Source organism: Pseudoalteromonas luteoviolacea (genome assembly GCF_001750165.1).
Classification (GTDB): domain Bacteria; phylum Pseudomonadota; class Gammaproteobacteria; order Enterobacterales; family Alteromonadaceae; genus Pseudoalteromonas; species Pseudoalteromonas luteoviolacea_G.
The window spans coordinates 955,574-977,449 of the sequence record NZ_CP015411.1 but is presented as its reverse complement, the minus strand read 5'-3'; the positions used below and the strand labels follow the sequence as shown (position 1 = coordinate 977,449).

The following is a 21,876-nucleotide window of genomic DNA, read 5'->3' as shown; positions in this document are numbered from 1 at the left end:
AATCAAAACAAATTAATGGTTCAACTACTACTAGCTTAGCGAACTTAAAATTCGTTGCAAGTTTTCTTGCTCTCCGGTCTCTAGCCAAGTTACATTTGGCCAACTACGAAGCCAGGTCAACTGTCGCTTTGCAAGTTGTCTGGTAGCGGCAATACCTCTGAATACCATTTCATCGTAATCGCATTCACCGCTTAAATGCTCCCACATTTGTCGATATCCAACGCAACGGATTGACGGCAAATCAGGATGTAAATCATCTCGATGATATAAGGCCAAAACTTCGTTTTTAAACCCTTGTTCGAGCATTATTTTAAATCTTTTCTCAATTCGCTCATGTAGTATTTTACGATCATTTGGAGCAATGGCAAATTGATAGAAAGTATAAGGTAGCTCAGGTTGTTTTTGCTTTTGCAATAACGACATGGGCTTTCCTGTTATACGGTACACTTCGATTGCTCGATTTATTCGCTGCGAATCATTTTCAGATATTTTCGCAGCTGCATCTGGGTCGATCTTAGTTAATTCAGCGTGAAGCGCCTGCCAACCTTTTTCTGCCGCCTCTTTTTCAAGCTGTGCACGGACATCTTCAGACGCTTCAGGTAAAGGAGATAGCCCTTCAATTAACCCCTTGAAGTACATCATTGTACCACCGACCAATACTGGTACTTTCCCCTGCGCATGAAGCTTATCAATAAGCACAATGGCGTCACGGCGAAAATCCGCAACCGAATAACTCTCTCGGGGATCGATCAAATCTATTAAGTGATGTGGCGCCTGTGCAAGCTCATGACAGTCAGGCTTCGCGGTGCCAACATCCATCCCCTTATATACTAGTGCAGAGTCCACACTGATAATTTCAGTATCTAGATGCTTACATAGCTCTATAGCTAACGCTGTTTTACCAGCAGCTGTTGGCCCCATTAGCGTGATGACGGGTTTATTATGCAAACTAATACCCTTTTGGTAATAAATCTAAAATATAACTTGGCTCTATTTTAACGGCTTTTGCCATAATTGCTGCTCTGCTTTTTTGTTTTTTTAGCATTTTTTCACGCACTTTCAAAAAATGTTGCGAGTTAAAATACCCTTTCGGTGTATTTTTCAACAACCAGTCAACCCAAAAGCGAAGATTGTCCATATTGTTTTGGCTGTCATTGCAGGTCTCTAACAAACGCGCCATACATTGACCGACATCTAAACTATACAAGCTTACGGGCAACTTTTTCACCATCACATGGGCGTCCTGAAAAGTGAGATCAAAACCAAGTAGAGTCAACCATGAATTAACTCGCTCTATTACTGCAGACTCTTCCTGAGATTGATTTACTCTTACAGGCAACAACAGTGCTTTCCCCAAAAGCGTTCCATCCGTTTCTATTTGCTCTTGCCACATAACAGAAAGACCGTCACGTGTATGACCAACCATCAAAGTCTCTGTATGTTGCAATAACACGGCTCCGTCAGGAAGCGGCATCCAAGACGTTTGTTCGACACGCTGCTCTTTATCTATATCAATATGAGGCGTACTTTGTTCTGCACTTGAGCTTTCAATAGGACGGTTGTTAGACTCAGTTGTGAAAGCTTGATAAAGTTGGTTTACATTAACCTGTTTTGTCTGACCTGTAGCTGAATCTAAGCGATTTCGTGATGCTGCTTTATGTGAACGACTAGAGTGGCCGCCAAAGTCACTTGTATTGCTATCGTGAAAAGAAGTTACACTTGTGGATGACATCGACGAAGGTGCCACCGCTGCGGACTCATGTCTAAGCGGTGTTCGATACGATTGATGCTGATCCAATTGATTTTGCTCTGCGCTCGGCTCACATACCACCATATTTGGCTCAGTTTGAATCACTTCTTCTGTGTATGACAACACGGATCTGTTTGGCTCTACAACCTGTTTGACCGCCTGAACAATAAAGTCATGAACTAAGCGAGCTTGATGAAACCTAACTTCATGCTTTGCTGGGTGTACATTGACATCAACTTGCCTAGGATCTAACTCTAAATAAATCACAAACCCAGGCGTTTCTGGACTACCAGTCGCTTCTTCAAAGGCCTGTCTAATAGCATGCAAGATCAATTTGTCGCGCATCATCCGGCCGTTAACATAGGTGTATTGTGGTTGAGTATTGCTACCAAGAGGTAACACCCAACCGTATAACTCCAAACCTTCATAGCCAGATTCAATAAAGCTCGCTTCGCGTTGAAATACTCTACCAGCAACTTGCGCTACACGCTCAATACAGCGGGGGTCTTGTTTCGCTCGGTATTGACGTACTACTTTTTGATTGTGTGTCAGTGTTATCGCAATATCAAAGCGACTTAAAGCGATGCGTTTTACCAACTCGTCGATATGACTAAACTCTGTTTTTTCGGTACGCAAAAACTTTCTTCGAGCTGGTGTGTTAAAAAACAAATCTTTAACTTCGATCGTGGTACCGTTGGGGTGAGCTGTCGGCTGCACTTGCACAGCCATATCACGTCCTTCGGCACAGGCTTGCCAAGCCGTATCTTGTGATTCAGGTTTCGAGCTTAAAGTGAGCCTAGATACAGAGCTAATTGAAGCCAAAGCTTCACCTCTAAAGCCCAAAGAAGCAATCGCTTCCAAATCATCTAAATTTTTAAGTTTACTGGTGGCATGTCGCGATAAGGCCAGCGCTAGTTCATCTTTATAAATACCAGAACCATTATCTCGAATACGGATTAACTTGTGCCCCCCGCGCTCAATCTCAACTTGGATCCGCGTGGCCCCTGCATCAATGCTGTTTTCTACCAATTCTTTCACAACAGAAGCTGGGCGCTCCACAACTTCACCAGCTGCTATTTGGTTGGCCAGCCTTGCGGGTAATATCTCAATTGCCATCTTTATGCCTTGGGAATAGTCAAAACTTGACCAACATGTAAAATATTATTTTTCAACCGGTTGGCGCGTTTTAGTGCCGATATAGTGGTGCCATATCTCGCTGCAACCACACTGAGAGACTCCCCTCGCTTCACCTTATGCTGCAAAGGCTTTTTCTCTTTTAATCGAGCAAATAATGAATCATCGGGAGGATTTTGTTGGTAATAACGCTTAATTGCAACAAAAACAGCATTAGCCAAGCGCTGCTGATGATACCCCGTTTTTAATTGCTTTTCTTCTTGAGGATTAGAAATAAACCCCGTTTCAACCAGTATAGAAGGGATATCTGGCGACTTTAATACACCAAAATTAGCAGCTTGTGGACGCTTTTTATGTAACTTAGCCACTTTTTGCAACTCATTTACGACTTTTTCAGCCACTTGAAAACCCGTTTTCATGGAGTGATCCATCGACATATCTAATAATGTCTTAGCAAGATACTTTTCATTTGCAGTGTCTTTGATAACTCCTGCTGCGCCACCGAGTAATTGAGACTGTTTTTCCCTATTTTCCAACCATTTACCAATTTCTGAATTGGCACGACGCAATGACAACGTCCATACTGATGCCCCCCTTGGTCGTGGACTAGAAAATGCGTCGGCATGAATAGAGACAAAAAAGTCAGCACGTTTCTTTCTCGCTTTGGCTGTACGTGTATTGAGTTTTAAAAAGTAGTCACCAGAACGGGTTAGCTGCGCCTGCATACCCGGTTGTTTGTTTATCAACCTCTCGAGGCGCTTTGCTATTTGTAATGTTATATGTTTCTCATAGGTGCCAGTTGGGCCAATAGATCCTGGATCTTGACCGCCATGACCTGCATCAATCGCGATGATAATGTCTCTATCGCGCTTCAGGTTGCGTTTGGTACTTACCTTTTTAGAGGCTGGCGGCTTTTTTTGCCCATAGAGATCAACCACAAGCCTATCTGAGCTCTTACCTGTTGGGGCCAACGCAAAAATTACTGGCTTTGTCGGGCGTCCCAGTTCAAAAACGACACGTGTACTGTTGCGCTTTTTGGGTGAGCTATAACGTATTTTTTTAATAAGGCGATGTTGTCTAGGGATGGCGGGCAATTTAGGCAGGCGCTTGGTATTTTCAAAATCCACTACTAGTCGCAGCGGTTTTTGCAATACAAAATAGCTGAACTCTGGTTTTTTTGATAAATCGAATACCACACGTGTACTTTCAGCAGAGGGGCTGATCCGCACATTTTTTATGGTATTTTTTGCAAATGTTTGTGCCGCAAACATCAGCAGCACAAACATTGTAATTAAATGGCTGTATTTAATAGTAACACTACGCATAACTACTGATAGTTGATAATACCTGTAACCCACGTTCGCTATGTGCTTTTAACGTCACCTCTCTGGCATTTCCATGGTAGGCAAGGTAAATATCCATATCAGGTTCGGGAATAAATCCTCCCCCCTTCTCTGGCCACTCTACAATACATACCGCATTTGTAGCGAAGTAATCACGGATCCCCATAAACTCGAGTTCTTCAGGATCACCTAAGCGATATAAATCAAAATGATATACCGACTTCATCGGTAATTCGTATGGTTCTACCAATGTATAAGTTGGGCTTTTGACATTACCTGTGTGCCCAAGCCCCTGCACAATGCCACGAGTCATGGTGGTTTTACCAGCACCTAGATCACCGTGCATATAAAATACCGCACCTTCTACAATTGAAGATGCCAGTTTTTTACCTAGTTCAACGGTCGCTTCTTCATTGGCTAAAGGAAACGTTAAAGTACTGTTCTGGCTCATCCCATAATACCTCTAATATGGTCAAATAAATCACTTGCTAACATACCAAGTTGCCCATCGCGAGCTGCTTGCTCCGCTGCAAGGCCATGAATATACACACCTAGCGTTGCCGCTTCAAACCGGCTCAAGCCCTGTGCTAATAAGCCCGCGATTATACCAGATAATACATCACCCATCCCAGCACTGGCCATCGCTGAGCATCCTGAGCGGTTAATATTTACCCTTTTACCATCAACAATTAGACTTCCAGGTCCTTTTAACACGATACAAGCCGCATACTCTTTGCTTAGCTGTTCAGCCAATTCAAATCGCTTTGAGGTATTTACTGTTGGCTCACCCAGTAGACGCTTAGCCTCTCCAAAGTGGGGGGTTAATATCGCACGATGCCATGGCAAATGCGATTGAGCAAGCAAGTTAAGGCCATCCGCATCACAGACAACTAAGCCCTTATACTCCTTAACTGCTTTATACATTTTTTTAGCCCAAGCATCTTGGCCAAGCCCAGGGCCTATGACCACTACATCCGCTTTATTGAGCAGCGTATCCAACTCTGTGGTGACAGCAACACCATGAACCATCAATTCATAGCGCCCATGTAACACTGCGGCTTGGTTTTCAGGGTGCGTCGCAACGCTCACCAATCCGGCTCCGGTCCGTAAACATGCCTCAGCAGCGAGCCTTATGGCTCCCGCCATCCCTTTCCCCCCTCCAATCAATAACACATGTCCACATTGATTTTTATAGCTATCAGCTGCGCGAATTGGACGTAATGTGCGTAAATATTTCCCTCCAGGGTAACAGCAATTAGTGTGAGAAAGGTCCGCAAATGCATAGGCGATCCCTAAATCAGCCAGTAACAATTCGCCGCATAAGTGACGAGCATTACCCGTTAACATGCCTTGTTTTAGCGCAATAAAAGTCAGTGTAGTATCTGCTTGAAAGCTACAGGGAGATACTTCTGCTGTGGTGCCGTTGACTCCACTGGGAATATCTACAGCTAATTTCCATGCCTTACTGGATTTAAAGTGATTAAATGCTTCTTTAACTTGTTCGGGTAATTCTCCTCTAAACCCGTTGCCAAATACGGCATCGACAATTGCATCGTATTTACCGTCAATACACGAGCGTAGCGACACAACGCGACCACCGCTGCGGAAAAACAGTTGATAAGCTTCTGCCGCATCCCCTTTCAGTAAAGAAGGTTCAAACAGTGCACATACAGTGACGTGAATTTGCGCATGTAAACAACGTTTTGCAAGCATAAAGCCATCGCCTGCGTTATTTCCTTTACCAGTAAAAATCAAAATATTTTTCACCGATTTATCGCGCGTTAACTCAAACAAAGCATGGCCTGCTCGCTGCATTAATTCGCTAAGCGTGGTACCTGAATTTAAAGCGGCTTGCTCTTCATGCAGCTTTACTTCTTGGGCGCAATAAGCAATTTGTGGTAAATTATGGGTGTATTGACCTTGCAAAATAGACATTCCGTGAATAAAGCCATCTCTACTATTAACTATACTGAACTTGCCGAAAAAATTAAGTGTTGGGGCAAAGAATTAGGGTTTTCAGAAGTCGGGATCACCGATATTGACCTCAGTGAACATGAACAGCAACTTCAACGATGGTTAGATATGGGGTATCACGGAGAGATGGACTATATGGCGGCGCATGGTATGAAACGCGCTCGCCCAGCCGAATTGGTGCCAGGTACAAAAAGTATTGTCTCAGTAAAAATGAACTATCTCCCGCCTGATGCCAGTTTTGCACGCGCTCTAAAAAATAGTACTACCGCCTATATCAGTCGCTACGCACTTGGACGTGATTATCACAAAGTACTGCGTAATCGACTCAAAAAACTCGGACAGCGAATAGAACAAGAAGTTGGACAATATGGTTTTCGTCCCTTCGTCGACTCAGCTCCAGTCCTTGAAAGACAAATAGCTGAAAAAGCAGGTCTTGGATGGCGTGGTAAAAATAGCCTGCTTATCCACAAACAAGCTGGTTCCTGGTTTTTTCTTGGTGAGCTATTTGTCGACCTTCCTCTTCCAGCGGATGAAAAAAAAGTTGAAGAAGGGTGTGGCAAATGCAACGCATGTATCAGCTTATGTCCAACCGGTGCAATCGTAGAGCCTTATGTCGTTGATGCTAGACGCTGCATTTCTTACCTTACTATTGAACTGCAAGGGGCCATACCGGAAGAGTTTCGCTCATTACTAGGCAACCGTATTTATGGTTGTGACGACTGCCAACTTGTCTGCCCATGGAATCGTTTTGGCCAATTAACTGAAGAAGCTGATTTCCATCCTAGAAAAACGCTCAAAGATAGAGAGTTACTTGAGTTATTTGCCTGGGATGAAGCGACATTTTTAAAAAATACTGAGGGCAGTCCAATAAGGCGCATTGGGCACGAACGCTGGCAACGCAACCTCGCAGTTGGCCTTGGCAATGCAAACTATCATGAGCAGATAGTCACCGCGCTAAATGAAAAGCTACCCCATGTGAGTGAATTAGTGCAAGAGCACATACATTGGGCTATCGCGCAACAACATCTCAAACAGCATGATGAGCGTAAGAAGGCGCGCCTCATTCGTATCGTAGAAAAAGGCTTGCCTAGAGATGCCTGATCAGCATCTCGCCTTTGCTAATTTTCATCCGTAGTCAAATTACATAGATCGTGTTCTATCTCAGCAAAGGCATCTTTTACTTGTGCTATCGCTTCTTCTCTCGCTACCGAACTTTGAATCGCCTGATCAATATGGGTGAAAATAAAAACTTCCTGATCTTCGTCCAACCCCATAGACGGAATACGTGCTTCAAATAGCTCTTGCAATCGCTTAAAAATGGCTTCATTTTGAGATCGATTATTATTAAGCATTGATAACAACCCCGTAAACTTACTGTGGATGGTTTTTATTGCACCATTCAATTCTCGCTGTTGGTTGATCAGGGTATTTTTTGTCAAAATAGATAGTAGTTGTTGCTCAGTCACACTGACAATAAAACAAATGTGGTCACGGATCCGTCCATGCTTATCTGGATCATCAGAAGGCATATTTAATATCAATACGCTTAATAACTCATAATTAACTAATATTCTGTTTGTAAACTCATGCAATCTGCCTTTGGAGTGCAGGATTTCAAATAGCTCAATCACGATTGGTGAACACAGACCCGCTGTAGCAAAGTGCAAATTTTCACTATCGACACGCATTTCAACGTTACAACTTAACCCAAAGTTTGCTAGACAGCTTATCAGCGCATTCGCCAATTCTGGTACATCTTGAATCGTCCCGACCTGTTCTACAAAATTTACTATCTGCCCCATTTCACTGCTGGTTGCCATCGCGCTAAAAGCAGTTGTCGTCGCGTCTTCGATTTGCTGCTCTAATATATCCTTTTCTAACAGCATTTGGCCTAAATGGAGCAACTTAGCTTTTAGTTCACTGTGACCAAAAGGCTTCACTATATAATCTTCCGCCCCCACGGAGTACCCTTCCATACGCTCCTCAACCGAGCCGCGTGCGGATACAAACATCACAATAATATGGCTCAAGCTCGGATTTGCTTTAATGGCTTTACATACTTCATAGCCGCTCATTTGGGGCATGCTCACATCGAGTAATATCACTTGGGGATCAAAAGACTCTACGACTTCAAGGCACTCTTGACCACTGGTTGCTGTTTGAATTTCAAAGTCTAGGTCTTCCAAGATTTCTTCTATGATTTCGAGGTTAAACGGTTCATCATCCACTGCTAAAATACGTTGTAATGCCATAATTTAAGTTCCTTGTGCACTGTCCATATAGTTATAGACTGGGATTGAGATTGTCGCTAGTTGCCTTGAATATAAGGCAACTCAACAACAAACTCGGCGCCACCACTATCACTGTTACGCGCATAGATGCACCCTTTATGTAACAATACGAACTCTTTGCAAATTGCCAAACCAAGCCCTGTTCCTCCTGCGCCACTGTTGGTCTTACTACTTTGGGCAAATTTATCAAAAATATGCTCCAATTCATCACTCGGGATCCCAACCCCTTGGTCACAAATAGATAAATTTACACCCTCTTCGTTTGTAGACAAATAAACTTGAACTTGGCTCTGCTCAGGGCTAAATTTCAAGGCATTCCCAAGTAGGTTTCTCACAACCTGCACCATCTGTTCACGATCACAATAGATATCAACACCAGCCTCTTGCGTGTGTAAATTGATGGTAATGCACTTTTCCATTGCTAAGCCGGATACATCCTCAACACCCTCCGCTAAGATTGATGAAAAATCATGCGAAGCAGGATTAAATGGAAAGCGCCCGGCATCAAGCTTAGATAAATCGAGTAAATTATTTAACAGCAATAGAAGCCTCTCTCCACTGGTTTCAATGCGAGATAAATACTTAGTGAGTTTGTCTATAGGCGCTTCATTTGCAGCTAATTTGTCCAAACCAAAACGGGCAAAACTCAATATTGAGTGCATGGGTGTACGCAATTCATGAGACATATTGGCTAAAAACTCTGACTTGCTAATATTAGCTCGTTCTGCTGCGTCTTTTGCGGATTGCAACTGTGCTGTTCGAGCTTGTACTTCGGCCTCCAACACCTCTTTCGCCTCTTCTAGCAATTGTTGCTTACGCTTTAAATGAGCAACGTTTTTAAAAATAGCCGCCAATGCAATCTCGCCATGATGGTCAATCTCAATAAAGGTCCCCATTAGCGGAATTGCGAGGCCTTCCTTCCTCGGCAAAACCAAATCACAATCAAAGTGCCTAGCTATCAAGCCTGTTTCAATGCGACTTTTTAAAGCTTCAACTGATTGGCGCTCAAATAGGTTAAAAATTGAGTGCGACTCGAGTTCCTCTGCGTTTAATCCAAATAAATTCAAGCATGCGTCATTGGCCTCTATGACAAAACCTTTCAGGTTAAATAACATGATTGGATCTGGTGTGTGTTTATAGATAACACGCAATAAGCTATCCCGTTCAATAAGCGCGTCGACAGTATCTTGTAAGCGCTCCACTAACTCCTGATTATGCCGCCTCAATAGCTCGGTTTGCCAAAGCTTATGTAAAGATTGCAACAGAGCATTTTCGTCGACAGGCTTAGTCAATACATCTTCGACTCCCTGTCGAATCGCTTTTAACGTATCTACCTGGCTTTCACGAGAAGTCATCAGCAAACAGCGGCAGTTAATACGGTGCATTCGCACTTGCTCGAAGACGTCTAGTCCAGTTTCTGCTTCCAAGTTAAAATCACAAATAAGCAAATCGAAATTATGATCTTTAGCTAACTTTCCGGCTTCATTAGCATTAGCAGCCGTTTTTACATCCAACTGCGCGCCTCTTAAGCTAACGGACAATTGCTTAAGTCTTGCAGGCATATGGTCAACCAATAGCACCTTAGGTAACAGCAGCTGAGCTTGCTCACCAACCTCTAATACTCGCTCTAACAACCCTGTTATTTCTTTGTTGCCAAAGAATGGATAAATCACAATTGCATTGGAAAGCACTCGGTTCAGTTGGCTAAAAGCACTTAAGTGTTCTGAGTTTTCGGGTTTGGGCGCAAGCAGTATAATTTTTTCATGCTGGCTGAGCTCATCCAAAATCTCGAAATATTCTTGCGGGATACCATGCGCAATGGCAATAACATCGAAATGAGAGAAACAAGTTTGACTATCTAACGTTTCATAATGAATGTGCTCAACTTCACTACCAAGTAGTTCAAACAGTACCTTGATGCGCATTGCCAGCACACTATTACTGTCAATGATTAATACCTTATTTGGCATAGCTTTACCCTTTATCCGTGGTAAAGCTTAGTGTAGTCGAAATTCATAAAACCAATACAGAAATGCGAAAAGCACCACCCATCACGGATTGCAACGGGTGTAAATAACAAGCCAACAGGCACCAATAGACCAATTAGAGTAATCAATCTTTTCTCGTTTTTATGATAATCTCTAAGACCAAACAAGTTTCGCGTTCAGTATGCCAAAAAGCACATTTAAAACCATGTGCTTTAATTACCTGCAAAAATGAACTATTTCTTTTGCCGCTCGTAAATAAAAATAAACAACGGAATTAACCATGTTAAAAAGAACGATTATCAGCCTTGCTTTCGCCCTGAGTAGCCCATTCACTTTTGCTAAGTGTGACGACTTTACCGACGTTGATGTAAGAAAGCTACGCTCAAAAGAAACAGTGAACTTATGCCAATTCAAAGATAAGCCTTTATTGATTGTTAACACCGCCAGTAATTGTGGATTTACTGGTCAATTCAAAGACCTAGAAGCACTACATCAAAAGTATAAAGACCAAGGGCTAGTCGTTCTTGGCTTTCCATCTGATGACTTTTTCCAGGAAGAAAACGACGAGGCGGATACCGCAAAAGTATGTTTCGTAAACTACGGAGTCACATTCACTATGCTTGCTACAAGCCCAGTGCGCGGCGACGATGCAAATCCAATTTTTAAGCATTTGGGTGAGCAGGTCGGCTCTCCAAAGTGGAATTTTTACAAGTATTTAGTTTCAGCAGACAGAAAAGAGATAAAGCGTTTTGGTAGTCGTACTAAGCCGCTTTCCGAAGAGTTAACGACAGCCATAGAAAAGCAAATCAGGTAAAAGAATGCGTTTTTAGCACTTATATATTAGAATAAGGTATGAATAAAAATCAGGCAAGGCATGGAGAGAAAATGACATTAGCAAGTGCAAGACATATTTTAGTAGATAGCGAAGCACAGTGCTTGGAGTTAAAGCAGCGGATCGCAAGTGGAGAAGACTTTGCAGAATTAGCAAAAGAGTTTTCAAATTGTCCTTCAGGACAGGATGGTGGTGCACTGGGTGAGTTTGGACCAGGTATGATGGTGCCAGAGTTCGACAAAGTGGTATTTTCAGCTCCGTTAAACGAGGTACAGGGACCTGTACAAACGCAATTCGGATATCACCTACTCGAGGTGACTTCTCGTCAAGATTAACAGGCATTTGGCAGCACACAGTGTTGCCCCCCTTTCATCTGAATGAACACGTAACTACTTAAGATGTAATATTTCCTCCCTTAAACTAAAACCATGTCGTGCTACACTCATATGCAATTCAATAATGAGGGAACACACCATGATTTTATACGGTTCAAATACATCTCCTTATGTCAGAAGGCTAAGAATGTACTGTGGTATTCACCAGCTACCGATTGAATACAAAAGCATTGATATCTTCAATACACACGATCGAGAAGTTCTGATCAAACACAACCCAGCTCGTAAAATCCCTTTTATAGTCAGTGAAGAGCAAGCAATATGTGACTCCAATGTGATAGCTAGGTATCTACAGGATAAGTTTTCTCTACCACATTTAAACTGGGATCAGGAAAATCTACTCACCACCATTAACGCCTGTAATGATTCTCTAGTAGAAATGCTCTTAGGCGATCGTTCTGGCTTTGATACCAAAGCAGACGTTTTGTTTTTCAATTTACAACGCGAGCGTATAACTGAAACATTGGTTTACTTAGATAAACAATGTACAACAGATGTATTTTTGAACTGCGAGTATTTGCAGATCAGTTTATACTGCTTATTAGATTGGATCCGATTCAGAGACCTTGCAGATATTAGTCACCTAAATGGGCTGCTTAATCATCTGGAAACATGGCAGCAGCATACACTCGCCCAAGAAACGGATCCTCGCAGTTAATTTTTTACTGGTAAATAATATGAATGATCTTGAATTAGAATCTGAAGTGGTCAATTTTGTCACTGTCGTTAAACAAAGTGAGCAGCTATGGGCATTAGGCGCAGAAGACGGCGGCTTTGTCATTGTTGAGTCAAATCAATTTGAAGAGTCAGATGTTTTACTACTGTGGGGCGATGAAGCAGCAGCACAAGCACAGTGTAAAGATGAGTGGAATGAATTTAAGCCCATCGCAATTGATTTAGATTCATTTCTTGACGAGTGGGTTGAAGATCTCAGAGATGACAGCGCACTGGTCGGTATCAACTGGAATGATGATAATGTCTGCGTTGAGATAGAGCCTGTTAGCTTAGCTCGAGCACTCGCTGACTAACGCAATCAGCGTTCCTTCTATTGCGCGCACATAGGCTTGTATATGCGCGCCTTTTTGACATGGTGCAGACAAAGGCTCTGCGCCTGCTGCCACTGCCTTATCATAACAGCTAGAGACATTTTCACAGCCCAACGTTAATTCGAATCCTAAAGCAGGCTGCTTTGGCTGAGAGCGAATATAGGTTTGTTTAAACTGAGACTGTGCAACTGGATGCGTTGCAAATGCAAGCAATACAGTGCCGGTATTTAGCTCACCATAATCGCCATTTTCAGTTACTGAGTGTGCACTCAATCCAAAAGCTTGAAAATAAAAATCTAAGACTTCTTCGACATCATCTACATAAATGACTGTTTTAAGAAAATGCATCACTACAATAAGTTAAACAAGAATATAACTAATAAAGCATAATTAGTGAGCAGCGTAAAGCTTACAACTAAATCAATCCTAGCAAAGGGTAACTTAGTACAATGTACCAATTTTGATGTCAGACTAAGGTATGGAGAATTTGGGCGTGAAAAGTGATGTATGCAAAAATGAAAGTGGCGCTTAACGCGCCACTATTAAGATTTATTTCGCTGTTCTTTAGTAAACGCTCTCAATTTACGTTTTTGCGATAATGTCATCTTATTTGTTCTACCTGAATACGGGTTATCACCCTCTCTGAACTCAATTTTTATCGGAGTACCCATAATATTAAGAGCTTTACGATAATAGTTCATTAGGTAACGCTTATAGCTATCTGGCAAATCATGCACCTGATTACCATGGATAACAATCCTAGGTGGGTTGTAGCCACCGGCATGGGCATACTTAAGCTTTACTCGACGACCACGAACTAGTGGAGGCTGGTGATCAGCTTGAGCCATATCCATGATACGTCTAAGCATTGCGGTGCTCACCCGTTTAGTTGCAGACTCATATGCCTCATCTACAGACTCAAATAAATGACCGACACCTGTACCATGTAATGCAGAGATAAAATGTAAACGAGCAAAGTCAATGAAACCCAAACGACGATCTAACTCAGACTTAATACGCTCTTTAACGTAATTGTCTAAACCATCCCATTTATTTACGGCAATCACGAGAGAGCGCCCTGAGTTTAACGCAAAACCGAGTAAACTCAGATCTTGATCAGAGATACCCTCGCGCGCATCAACAACCAACAAAATAACGTTAGCATCCTCAATGGCCTTCAATGTTTTTATCACTGAAAACTTTTCAACCACATCACTGACTTTCTTACGCTTACGAACACCCGCGGTATCAATTAAAACGTATTCACGCTCGTTACGCGTCATTGGAATATAAATAGAGTCGCGAGTGGTGCCGGGCATGTCATATACAATAACACGCTCTTCACCAAGTATACGGTTTGTAAGTGTTGACTTACCAACATTCGGACGACCAATAATCGCCAGCTTTACAGGCTTATCTTCAAAACCTGTTTTTCCTTCTTCAGGCGCCTCTTCACCTTCAAAATAAAGCTCCGCAACACTATCATCATCTTGTACAATTTCATCTTCTTGCTGTGCAAGTTCAGCAATCGTTGGACCAAGTGTTGCGTCCAATAACTGTGTTACGCCACGACCATGAGCTGCTGCGATTTGATGAATGTCGCCCAATGCAAGCTGATAGAACTCAGCGCAACTAGAATCAGCGTCTATGCCGTCTGTTTTATTAGCAACAATGAAACTTTTCTTTTCTTGCTTCCTTAAATGTTGCGCAATGGCCTGATCTGCTGCAGTCATACCCGCACGAGCATCGACCAAAAATAAGACAACATCAGCCTCTTCAATCGCCAATAGCGACTGCTCAGCCATTTCCGTTTCAATGCCTTCTTCGCTGCCGTCAATACCACCAGTATCTACAACAATAAACTCATAACCATCATAATCAGCCTGACCGTATTTACGGTCACGTGTTAGACCAGGAAAGTCAGCGACGAGTGCGTCACGAGTACGCGTTAAACGATTAAATAATGTGGATTTTCCCACATTTGGTCGCCCTACCAGAGCGATCACAGGAAGCATAGACTACCTCTTCATTAAACAACAAAAGGCTTCGCAGTGCGAAGCCTTACTAAAACCTTTTCGTCAGGGATGATTAAGGGATTTTTATCGCACTGATCTCACCATCTCGGGTATACACGATCAACTTATCATCAACCACGATGGGTTCTACAAAAAAGCCCGAATCATCAAACTCTTGACGAGATACCAAATCACCAGTCTGCTTATCGAGCCAATGCAGGTTACCTTCCTGATCGCCAACGACAACATAATTACCAGCAACCGCAGGCGCGGTTAAATACCAACCACGCAGGCCTGCTTGGCTCCAACGTTCTGTTCCAGAGTCTTTATCTAGAGCATAGAGCACACCATCACTATCTACCAAGTAAATAGTATTCAGCTCAATCGCCAAATCACGATAACTACTGTACTCTCGATCCCAAACTGCGTTGCCATTGCGCACATCAATAGCAGCAAGCTTGCCATTATACGCTATCGTGTACACATACGCACCGGATACTATTGGTTTTGTATCGACATCGACCAAACGTTCAAATTCAGAAGCACCCTCGGCTAAGGCAACATCGGTACTCCAAGCAGTAAATCCGCTATCAGCAATAAGTACACTCAGCTTACCGCTTTCCTCACCAATCAAAACCCCACCATTTGCTGAAGTAGGTGAACTAAGACCACGCAGTGTTAACGCAGGTACTTCCTGCTCATAACTCCATCGCTCTTCACCAGTATCAGGGTGTAAGGCCAATAGTTTTCCTGAGCCTAAGTTGACATAAACGAGTCCATCACCGGCGCTCGGTGACGATAAAGCTTCACCAGGCACAGATTTACGCCAAACGACCTCGCCAGTTTCACGATCTAATGCAATTACTTCACCGTGCTCTGAACCAATATATATCTTACCGTACGCTTGTAATATACCACCAGATAACTTGGCTGAGTCATCATCTGCCCATGGCCAAATTGAAGTATCTTTACGCGTATCAATGACCCACAGTTGCTCACCATCTTCTGCATTGTAAGCAGCAACAAGGCCTTTTCGCTCTGCAGCAAAAACACGATTGTCATGTGATGTTGGTATCAGACGTGAAAAATAATGCTCAACTCCATCACCAAGAGATTCTTGCCAAACTGTCTGAGGTTCAAATTGATTGACGATCTCAGGGAGTACCAACTCCTCTTCATCATCGCTTGATGAACACCCCATTAACGATGCCATACACAATGCCAGTGAGGCCATTGTCAACTTCTTCATGGCTACTCCTTAGTTTGACACGATTGCCAAGTCATCCAACTTAATTTGCAGCAACGCGTTATTTTCAGCGCCATCCGCATCTATTGCTGCTTGGTATTGCTCGCGTGCTTTGTCTTTTTCACCTTGAGACAAATAAATGTCGCCTTTTACTTCAGCAACTTGAGCTGTAAAGCCAGCAGGAACAGACTGAGATAACGTACTTAATGCTTTTTCTGACTCACCTTGTGCAGCTTGAACACGTGCTAAGCGAAGTAAAGCCGTTGCTTTTAGTTCTGGGCTTTTAACAGTATCAACTACAAACTGCAGTTTTGTTGCTGCCAGTTCTAATTTACCAGCTTCAACCGCCTCTCTTGCAGCAACAAACGCAGCAAGCACGGCATAGTTAGAATCTGCATTATCCGCTAAAAAGGCATCACTTTTTGATAATACTTCACCACTTTCAATTAAAGTATTATACGCTTCTGAGCTTGTTTCAGCTGATGCAATTTGATTTTGGTTATAAGCCTTCCAACCATATAAGCCACCTAGAGCCAAAACAGCACCTAAGGCTAATGAAGTCCCGTTTTCTCTAAAAAAATTCTTTATCGCTTCAGCTTGTTGTTCTTCTGTTGAATAAATTTCCATTCTAACCTCTTACCCTACCAATTGTGCCAAAACCGCATGAGCTTCAACCATAGGCAAAGTCAATTGTTCTTTTTGTTCGCGTAAATACTTAATTGTCACTGTATTGTTTGCAATCTCATCTTCACCAAAGATAAGCGCAACAACAGCACCACTGTTATCTGCACGCTTTAATTGTTTCTTAAAGTTACCACCACCGGCGTGTACTTGAACTCTCAACCCAGGCACACTATCGCGAAGTTCCTCTGCAATTGCTGGCGCTTTGATACTAGCAACATCACCCATCGCCGCAACATAAACATCTACATTACGACGAATTTCACCCACACTGTTCAATTCTTCTAGCAGTAAAATTAAACGCTCCATGCCCATTGCAAAACCAACAGCAGGCGTACCTTTACCACCGAGTTGTTCAACTAAGCCATCGTAGCGACCACCGGCACAGACCGTACCTTGTGCACCAAGACTATCAGTTACCCACTCAAAAACAGTGCGATTATAGTAATCTAAACCGCGTACCAAGTTATCATTAACCTGATATTCGACGCCAGCCGCGTCTAAACGTTCACATAAATTTGTAAAATGTTGAACTGACTCTTCGTCTAAATGCTCTGACAGCTTTGGAGCATCTGCTACCACAGCTTGAACTTCTGGATTCTTACTATCTAGAACACGAAGCGGGTTAGTATACATACGACGTAATGAGTCTTCATCTAACCTGTCTTTATGCTGTTCTAGATACGCCACTAAAATATCTTTATATGCCGCACGCGCGTCATTAGAGCCTAATGAGTTAAGTTCCAATCTAACATGCTCTGAGATACCAAATGACTTCCAAAGTCTTGCAGTCATGATGATTAGCTCAGCGTCGATGTCAGCAGTCGCAATACCAAAAGTCTCGACACCAAATTGGTGGAATTGACGGTAGCGGCCTTTTTGCGGACGCTCACGGCGGAACATTGGACCCATATACCAAAGTCTTTGCTCTTGGTTATAAAGTAATCCACCTTCCACACCGGCTCTCACACATACCGCAGTCCCTTCTGGACGTAAAGTCAGTGAGTCACCATTGCGATCTTCAAATGTATACATTTCTTTTTCAACGATATCGGTCACTTCACCGATAGAGCGTTTAAACAAATCTGTTGATTCGACAGTAGGGAAACGAATTTCCTGATAACCGAATGCGCCCATTGTATCTCTTAATGCCGCTTCAACTTTTTGCCAGATCTGAGTCGTGCCCGGCAGGCAATCTTTCATGCCACGAATTGCCTTAATTTGCTTTGCCACTGAAATTCCTAATTTTTAACTATGCTTTTCTTAAAAATACAAGCGCAGGATACAACAAAACCCTGAATGCGGTACGATAAAATGCGTCTATTATACCCAGCTCGCCTAAAACGTAAACGAATTAAATCTGCCTACAAAAAGCCTATTCTTCGATAATTTTAACATCTATGCTCGGTTGAGCTTCTTTTTTAGCAACGTAATCTCGTACTTGCTCTTCTAATTGTTCAACGATGTTATCGTTGTCAATTCTCGTCTTTTGACGCTCACCATTGATATAAAGGCCTGAGCGACGATTAGCCCCCGCTAAACCAAGGTCACTCACCAGCGCTTCACCAGGTCCGTTTACAACACAACCAATAACAGAAACCGTGATTGGTGAGATGATATCTTCTAACCTTTCTTCTAATTGGTTCATGGTATTGACTACATCAAACTCTTGCCTTGAGCAACTAGGGCAAGCGATGAAATTAATACCTCGGGAACGGATCCGCAAAGACTTTAAAATATCAAAGCCAACTTTGATTTCTTGTACTGGATCTGCTGCCAGTGATACACGCAATGTATCACCAATCCCTTCGGCAAGTAGCATACCTAAACCCACTGCTGACTTTACAGAACCGGCTCTAAAGCCACCTGCTTCGGTAATACCTAAGTGCAAAGGTTGATCAATTTCTTTGGCCAGTAAGCGATAGGCGCCAACAGCCAAAAATACATCTGATGCTTTCACAGACACTTTAAACTGATCGAAGTTTAATCGCTGCAAAATTTCCACATGACGCATTGCAGATTCAAGCAACGCTTCCGGTGTCGGCTCTCCATATTTCTCTTGTAAATCGCGCTCCAGTGATCCGCCATTTACCCCTATACGAATTGGAATATTACGCTCTTGCGCTGCGTCAACAACCGCTCTTATTCTGTCTTCGCTACCAATGTTTCCGGGGTTAATACGCAAGCAATCAACGCCATATTGCGCCACTTTCAAAGCAATTCGATAGTCAAAATGTATATCCGCTACAAGTGGGATATCCACTTGTTCTTTAATGCTTTTGAATGCTTCCGCTGCATCCATCGTCGGAACAGAAACACGCACGATATCCGCGCCAGCATCTTGAATAGCACGGATCTGCGCCACAGTGGCATCAACATCCAAGGTGTCCGTGTTTGTCATCGATTGCACAGCAATTGGCGCGCCATCGCCAATGGGAACATTACCAACATTGATACGTGTGGACTTTCTTCGTTTTATGGGAGATTCTGAAAACATGACGACTACTCTGCTAACGGTAATTTAAATTTTGCTAAACGATTTCGTGGTAATCCAGATATATCGATCGGTTGACCATCCAATTCAATACTTACCACTTGGTGTTTACCTAGCACAACAGAAAAAGGCGCTTGGCCTGTGACTGTCATTGTATAACCAGCTTTTTTTACACCAAATGCAACTCTTTCTTGGGTTGCATCAAAGATCTCTACCCAACTATCTTGTTCAAAATACATGACAACTTGACTCATAGAAGGTGTAGCAAGCGTATTTTGAGACTCTGGCGATCGAACAGGTGACTCAGAGCCTTGTATTTGTACATTGAAGCTTTCATCAGCAACTGGATTAACTGAGCTACTTTGTTGCTCGGTGACTTGCTGAGCATCACTATTTACTGATTCCGTTGTTGGTGCAACTTCCATATTGAATGACTCACTAAGCTCATTTTTTTGACTTGCCACAGTTTGTTGCTCAGTAACCATTGGCTCAATCGCCTTTGTCGGAGATGCTTCTGAAGTAGGGGTAACTGACGAGCTTTGCGTCGCAATTGCCTCACTCAAGCCACTAATTTCCTCGCTAGAGTCCTTTTTACTTGCTGTTTGCCACCACCAAAATGCCGACAAGCCAACAAACACAATGAGCATCAAATAACTGACGACCATCAGCCGATTATCATTGGCCTCTTTTTCTGTGCGCCGAGAAAAGCTTTTCATATTGCGCTTCTGTTCTGGCACATCAGGCGTCTCATATAGGGCTAAGACACTTTCACTGTCTAACCCGAGTAACGAGCTGTAACTTTTGATATAACCTCTTACAAACGTCTCTGGTCCCAAAGTTTGATATTCATCATTCTCTAGCTTAGTAATTTGGCTGTGATTTAGTTTTAAACGAGCAGCAATATCATCAAAGCTTAAACTCTGCTCTGTTCTGGCGTTTGCTAAGGTCTGACCGAGCGATATTGACTCGGTCTTCGTTTCATTCTCTTCTAGATTCATAAAATATAGTTATTAGGGTCTACTATTAAAATGCGTCGCCCAGGCGTTAGGGCAACATCAGGTGTTAATCTGTTCCAGCGCATTAAGTCATCAATTAATAACTTATGCTTTATGGCAATATCAAACAATGACTCACCTTGTACGATAGCATGTGTCGTAATAGGGTCATTTAAAAAAACAACTTGCCCGACTGTAAGCCGATCAGACTTTTTTAGCGCATTCCATTTTAGCAACTTTTCAAGCTTAATATTATATTTTACTGATATACTGAACAGGTTTTCTCCCATTTCAATACGGTGTGTCGGTACTTCAGGAAGCAGTACTTCCTCATTCAGCATTCGCCCTGAATCATCAAACTCAATGCTGCTCGCTAGTGGCTCTCGGGAAAAAGTTATCTCACTCGGATCTACCCGATGAAAAACCACTTGCTCAGTATCAACTTTCTTGGGTGTCGTTATAAAACGTACTTTGGACTCGTCCTGTTGTTCAGTAATAACAATATCGGGGTCTATTGTATTTTCGCGCAGTGCTACTGTACGTTGTGCGCGTGAACCATCGGTGAATATTGCAGAATCAGTTTCAGAGTTGTCTCTCACTGCGCTCTGTTGACTTTGCTCATTCGATGCCTGAGAAACAGAGTGCTTTGCTTTTGTGAGCAATGAGTAAGAAGACGTCGCTTTTTGATTTGCATCATCTGCTAATACACGATTCTCTTCATTGTGTGCAACTTCAGGTACTTTACGCTTTATTTTAATTTGCGGATTAGCCACCACGCGGCTGTCATCAAGTTGAGTGATCTTATTAAGCTGAGCGACTCTATATTGCTCTTTCAATTGCTCGAATTCACTCAACTGCAATGTGTTATTTAACATCAAGCGTGCTTCAACAGAACTTGGATAAGTTTGTAACAGCAAAGTCTCTAGCTCTTGCGCATATTGCAAGCGCCCCATTCTGGCAGACAATAGATGCTCAAGCAGCATCCCTCGAGCTGAAACGAACCCTTTATTGGCGTAAACCTTGAGTACATCTTCAGCTCGGTGTAACTCACTTTTCGCATAAAACACACTGGCCATCAAGATCAGCACAGATTGACGCTGAGAGTTATGATCTAAGGCGCGTTTCAAATACTCTAATGCGAGATCAAAGTTGTCCTGACGCAGCGCGCACAGTGCAAGATTTTCGTAGCTCTCTGCGACACGCAGGTAACTCGGGATATCAATGGCTTTAAAAAATTGTTCAGTCGCAGCGTCGTAATCTCCGATACGACATAAAAAAGCGCCATAGTTATTGCGTGTGTTGGGGTCATTTGGGCCGTACTTCAAGGCACTGACATACGCATTTTGCGCTTTTTCATTTTCGCCGACTTGTTCAAAGTAATACGCAAGCGCATAATGGCTTTCAGGCAATTTGGGCGCTAAGTTCAAAGCCCTATCAAGATTATATTTCGCTTGGGTATTATTACCCGCGTTGAGATACTGTAAGGCAAGGGCAATACGGGTTTTAGCCGCATCTTTATTGTTGGTCTTTTTTTGCACTACTGGCTTATTGTTGTTTGCATAACGTGTTTCAGTTACACAACCACTTAGACTCGCTAATACCACAACACCACAGATACCGCTCAGCATACGCCGAGATGTACAAAATGATAACTGAGTGAGTAAACCATCCTTTAAAGCAGGCATTGACCAC

At 42.8% G+C, this 21,876-nt stretch carries 20 protein-coding genes; 5 read left to right on the top strand and 15 right to left on the bottom strand.

All coding sequences use genetic code 11. The annotated features are described in order from the left end of the window. Nucleotides 1-30: 30 nt before the first annotated feature. Genes miaA through S4054249_RS04070 form a run of 5 tightly spaced genes read right to left on the bottom strand, consistent with a single transcriptional unit; the run spans nt 31 to nt 6,162 of the window. On the bottom strand, nt 31-948 hold the full coding sequence (gene miaA / locus S4054249_RS04090) for a tRNA (adenosine(37)-N6)-dimethylallyltransferase MiaA (protein WP_080928456.1): 918 nt from the start codon (nt 946-948) through the stop codon (nt 31-33). A gap of 1 nt (nt 949) precedes the next feature. Continuing rightward, nucleotides 950-2,866: a DNA mismatch repair endonuclease MutL gene (gene mutL / locus S4054249_RS04085; protein WP_063881469.1), complete on the bottom strand. Its 1,917-nt coding sequence runs from the start codon at nt 2,864-2,866 to the stop codon at nt 950-952. 2 nt (nt 2,867-2,868) lie between these two features. Next, nucleotides 2,869-4,209, bottom strand: coding sequence for an N-acetylmuramoyl-L-alanine amidase (locus S4054249_RS04080; protein ID WP_046356955.1), 1,341 nt, complete (start codon nt 4,207-4,209; stop codon nt 2,869-2,871). Further along, a complete protein-coding gene (tsaE, locus tag S4054249_RS04075; protein ID WP_046356956.1) occupies nt 4,202-4,678 on the bottom strand; it encodes a tRNA (adenosine(37)-N6)-threonylcarbamoyltransferase complex ATPase subunit type 1 TsaE in 477 nt (158 codons plus the stop codon). Before tsaE ends, S4054249_RS04080 begins: the two co-directional genes overlap by 8 nt. Next, on the bottom strand, nt 4,675-6,162 hold the full coding sequence (locus tag S4054249_RS04070; protein ID WP_046356957.1) for a bifunctional ADP-dependent NAD(P)H-hydrate dehydratase/NAD(P)H-hydrate epimerase: 1,488 nt from the start codon (nt 6,160-6,162) through the stop codon (nt 4,675-4,677). The genes tsaE and S4054249_RS04070 overlap by 4 nt, the downstream gene beginning before the upstream one ends. 3 nt (nt 6,163-6,165) lie before the next feature. Between S4054249_RS04070 and queG the strand changes: the two genes are divergently transcribed. After that, nucleotides 6,166-7,302 (top strand): tRNA epoxyqueuosine(34) reductase QueG, encoded by a 1,137-nt coding sequence (gene queG / locus S4054249_RS04065; RefSeq protein WP_419555212.1) that lies wholly within the window; start codon nt 6,166-6,168, stop codon nt 7,300-7,302. Nucleotides 7,303-7,319: 17 nt separating this feature from the next. Here the strand turns inward: queG and S4054249_RS04060 are convergent, their stop codons facing one another. Together S4054249_RS04060 and S4054249_RS04055 are read right to left on the bottom strand one after the other, a co-directional pair. Next, nucleotides 7,320-8,453, bottom strand: a complete 1,134-nt coding sequence (locus S4054249_RS04060; protein ID WP_046356958.1) for a response regulator — start codon at nt 8,451-8,453, stop codon at nt 7,320-7,322. Nucleotides 8,454-8,509: 56 nt separating this feature from the next. Next, entirely contained in the window at nt 8,510-10,462 is a 1,953-nt protein-coding gene (locus S4054249_RS04055; protein ID WP_046356959.1) for an ATP-binding protein, read from the bottom strand. Nucleotides 10,463-10,760: 298 nt separating this feature from the next. Here S4054249_RS04055 and S4054249_RS04050 point away from each other — a divergent pair, with 298 nt between their 5' ends. The 4 genes from S4054249_RS04050 (at nt 10,761) to S4054249_RS04035 (ending at nt 12,735) form a co-directional block, all read left to right on the top strand. Beyond that, on the top strand, nt 10,761-11,294 hold the full coding sequence (locus S4054249_RS04050) for a glutathione peroxidase (protein WP_080928393.1): 534 nt from the start codon (nt 10,761-10,763) through the stop codon (nt 11,292-11,294). A 71-nt stretch (nt 11,295-11,365) separates the two neighbouring features. Next, a complete protein-coding gene (locus S4054249_RS04045; protein ID WP_046356960.1) occupies nt 11,366-11,647 on the top strand; it encodes a peptidylprolyl isomerase in 282 nt (93 codons plus the stop codon). Between the two features lie 139 nt (nt 11,648-11,786). Continuing rightward, nucleotides 11,787-12,365, top strand: a complete 579-nt coding sequence (locus tag S4054249_RS04040) for a glutathione S-transferase family protein (protein WP_046356961.1) — start codon at nt 11,787-11,789, stop codon at nt 12,363-12,365. Between the two features lie 19 nt (nt 12,366-12,384). Beyond that, nucleotides 12,385-12,735 carry a DUF2750 domain-containing protein gene (locus S4054249_RS04035; protein WP_046356962.1) on the top strand — a complete coding sequence of 117 codons (351 nt, stop codon included), beginning with the start codon at nt 12,385-12,387 and terminating at the stop codon, nt 12,733-12,735. On the opposite strand, the gene S4054249_RS04030 is transcribed toward S4054249_RS04035, so the two are convergent. From S4054249_RS04030 to pilW, 8 genes are all read right to left on the bottom strand, one after another. Next, a complete protein-coding gene (locus tag S4054249_RS04030) occupies nt 12,712-13,101 on the bottom strand; it encodes a VOC family protein (RefSeq protein ID WP_046356963.1) in 390 nt (129 codons plus the stop codon). The two genes, S4054249_RS04035 and S4054249_RS04030, sit on opposite strands and share 24 nt — an antisense overlap. A 194-nt stretch (nt 13,102-13,295) precedes the next feature. Beyond that, nucleotides 13,296-14,768: a ribosome biogenesis GTPase Der gene (gene der, locus S4054249_RS04025; protein ID WP_046356964.1), complete on the bottom strand. Its 1,473-nt coding sequence runs from the start codon at nt 14,766-14,768 to the stop codon at nt 13,296-13,298. Nucleotides 14,769-14,841: 73 nt separating this feature from the next. Continuing rightward, entirely contained in the window at nt 14,842-16,017 is a 1,176-nt protein-coding gene (gene bamB, locus S4054249_RS04020) for an outer membrane protein assembly factor BamB (RefSeq protein ID WP_046356965.1), read from the bottom strand. A gap of 9 nt (nt 16,018-16,026) precedes the next feature. Beyond that, nucleotides 16,027-16,641, bottom strand: coding sequence for a YfgM family protein (locus S4054249_RS04015; protein ID WP_046356966.1), 615 nt, complete (start codon nt 16,639-16,641; stop codon nt 16,027-16,029). 9 nt (nt 16,642-16,650) lie between these two features. Continuing rightward, nucleotides 16,651-17,928, bottom strand: a complete 1,278-nt coding sequence (hisS, locus tag S4054249_RS04010) for a histidine--tRNA ligase (protein WP_080928394.1) — start codon at nt 17,926-17,928, stop codon at nt 16,651-16,653. Nucleotides 17,929-18,070: 142 nt separating this feature from the next. Then, nucleotides 18,071-19,192 carry a flavodoxin-dependent (E)-4-hydroxy-3-methylbut-2-enyl-diphosphate synthase gene (gene ispG / locus S4054249_RS04005; protein ID WP_039611838.1) on the bottom strand — a complete coding sequence of 374 codons (1,122 nt, stop codon included), beginning with the start codon at nt 19,190-19,192 and terminating at the stop codon, nt 18,071-18,073. 5 nt (nt 19,193-19,197) lie between these two features. After that, entirely contained in the window at nt 19,198-20,187 is a 990-nt protein-coding gene (locus tag S4054249_RS04000; RefSeq protein ID WP_046356967.1) for a RodZ domain-containing protein, read from the bottom strand. Then, nucleotides 20,184-21,869 carry a type IV pilus biogenesis/stability protein PilW gene (gene pilW / locus S4054249_RS03995; RefSeq protein WP_230851797.1) on the bottom strand — a complete coding sequence of 562 codons (1,686 nt, stop codon included), beginning with the start codon at nt 21,867-21,869 and terminating at the stop codon, nt 20,184-20,186. The genes S4054249_RS04000 and pilW overlap by 4 nt, the downstream gene beginning before the upstream one ends. Nucleotides 21,870-21,876 lie beyond the last annotated feature (7 nt).

What these genes read in the sequence shown, in the direction of transcription:
- mutL (WP_063881469.1), bottom strand. Translation starts at nt 2,866, where the DNA reads ATGGCAATTGAGATATTACCCGCAAGGCTGGCCAACCAAATAGCAGCT.
- S4054249_RS04080 (WP_046356955.1), bottom strand. Translation starts at nt 4,209, where the DNA reads ATGCGTAGTGTTACTATTAAATACAGCCATTTAATTACAATGTTTGTG.
- tsaE (WP_046356956.1), bottom strand. Translation starts at nt 4,678, where the DNA reads ATGAGCCAGAACAGTACTTTAACGTTTCCTTTAGCCAATGAAGAAGCG.
- S4054249_RS04070 (WP_046356957.1), bottom strand. Translation starts at nt 6,162, where the DNA reads ATGTCTATTTTGCAAGGTCAATACACCCATAATTTACCACAAATTGCT.
- S4054249_RS04060 (WP_046356958.1), bottom strand. Translation starts at nt 8,453, where the DNA reads ATGGCATTACAACGTATTTTAGCAGTGGATGATGAACCGTTTAACCTC.
- S4054249_RS04055 (WP_046356959.1), bottom strand. Translation starts at nt 10,462, where the DNA reads ATGCCAAATAAGGTATTAATCATTGACAGTAATAGTGTGCTGGCAATG.
- S4054249_RS04050 (WP_080928393.1), top strand. Translation starts at nt 10,761, where the DNA reads ATGTTAAAAAGAACGATTATCAGCCTTGCTTTCGCCCTGAGTAGCCCA.
- S4054249_RS04045 (WP_046356960.1), top strand. Translation starts at nt 11,366, where the DNA reads ATGACATTAGCAAGTGCAAGACATATTTTAGTAGATAGCGAAGCACAG.
- S4054249_RS04040 (WP_046356961.1), top strand. Translation starts at nt 11,787, where the DNA reads ATGATTTTATACGGTTCAAATACATCTCCTTATGTCAGAAGGCTAAGA.
- S4054249_RS04035 (WP_046356962.1), top strand. Translation starts at nt 12,385, where the DNA reads ATGAATGATCTTGAATTAGAATCTGAAGTGGTCAATTTTGTCACTGTC.
- S4054249_RS04030 (WP_046356963.1), bottom strand. Translation starts at nt 13,101, where the DNA reads ATGCATTTTCTTAAAACAGTCATTTATGTAGATGATGTCGAAGAAGTC.
- der (WP_046356964.1), bottom strand. Translation starts at nt 14,768, where the DNA reads ATGCTTCCTGTGATCGCTCTGGTAGGGCGACCAAATGTGGGAAAATCC.
- bamB (WP_046356965.1), bottom strand. Translation starts at nt 16,017, where the DNA reads ATGAAGAAGTTGACAATGGCCTCACTGGCATTGTGTATGGCATCGTTA.
- S4054249_RS04015 (WP_046356966.1), bottom strand. Translation starts at nt 16,641, where the DNA reads ATGGAAATTTATTCAACAGAAGAACAACAAGCTGAAGCGATAAAGAAT.
- ispG (WP_039611838.1), bottom strand. Translation starts at nt 19,192, where the DNA reads ATGTTTTCAGAATCTCCCATAAAACGAAGAAAGTCCACACGTATCAAT.
- S4054249_RS04000 (WP_046356967.1), bottom strand. Translation starts at nt 20,187, where the DNA reads ATGAATCTAGAAGAGAATGAAACGAAGACCGAGTCAATATCGCTCGGT.
- pilW (WP_230851797.1), bottom strand. Translation starts at nt 21,869, where the DNA reads ATGCCTGCTTTAAAGGATGGTTTACTCACTCAGTTATCATTTTGTACA.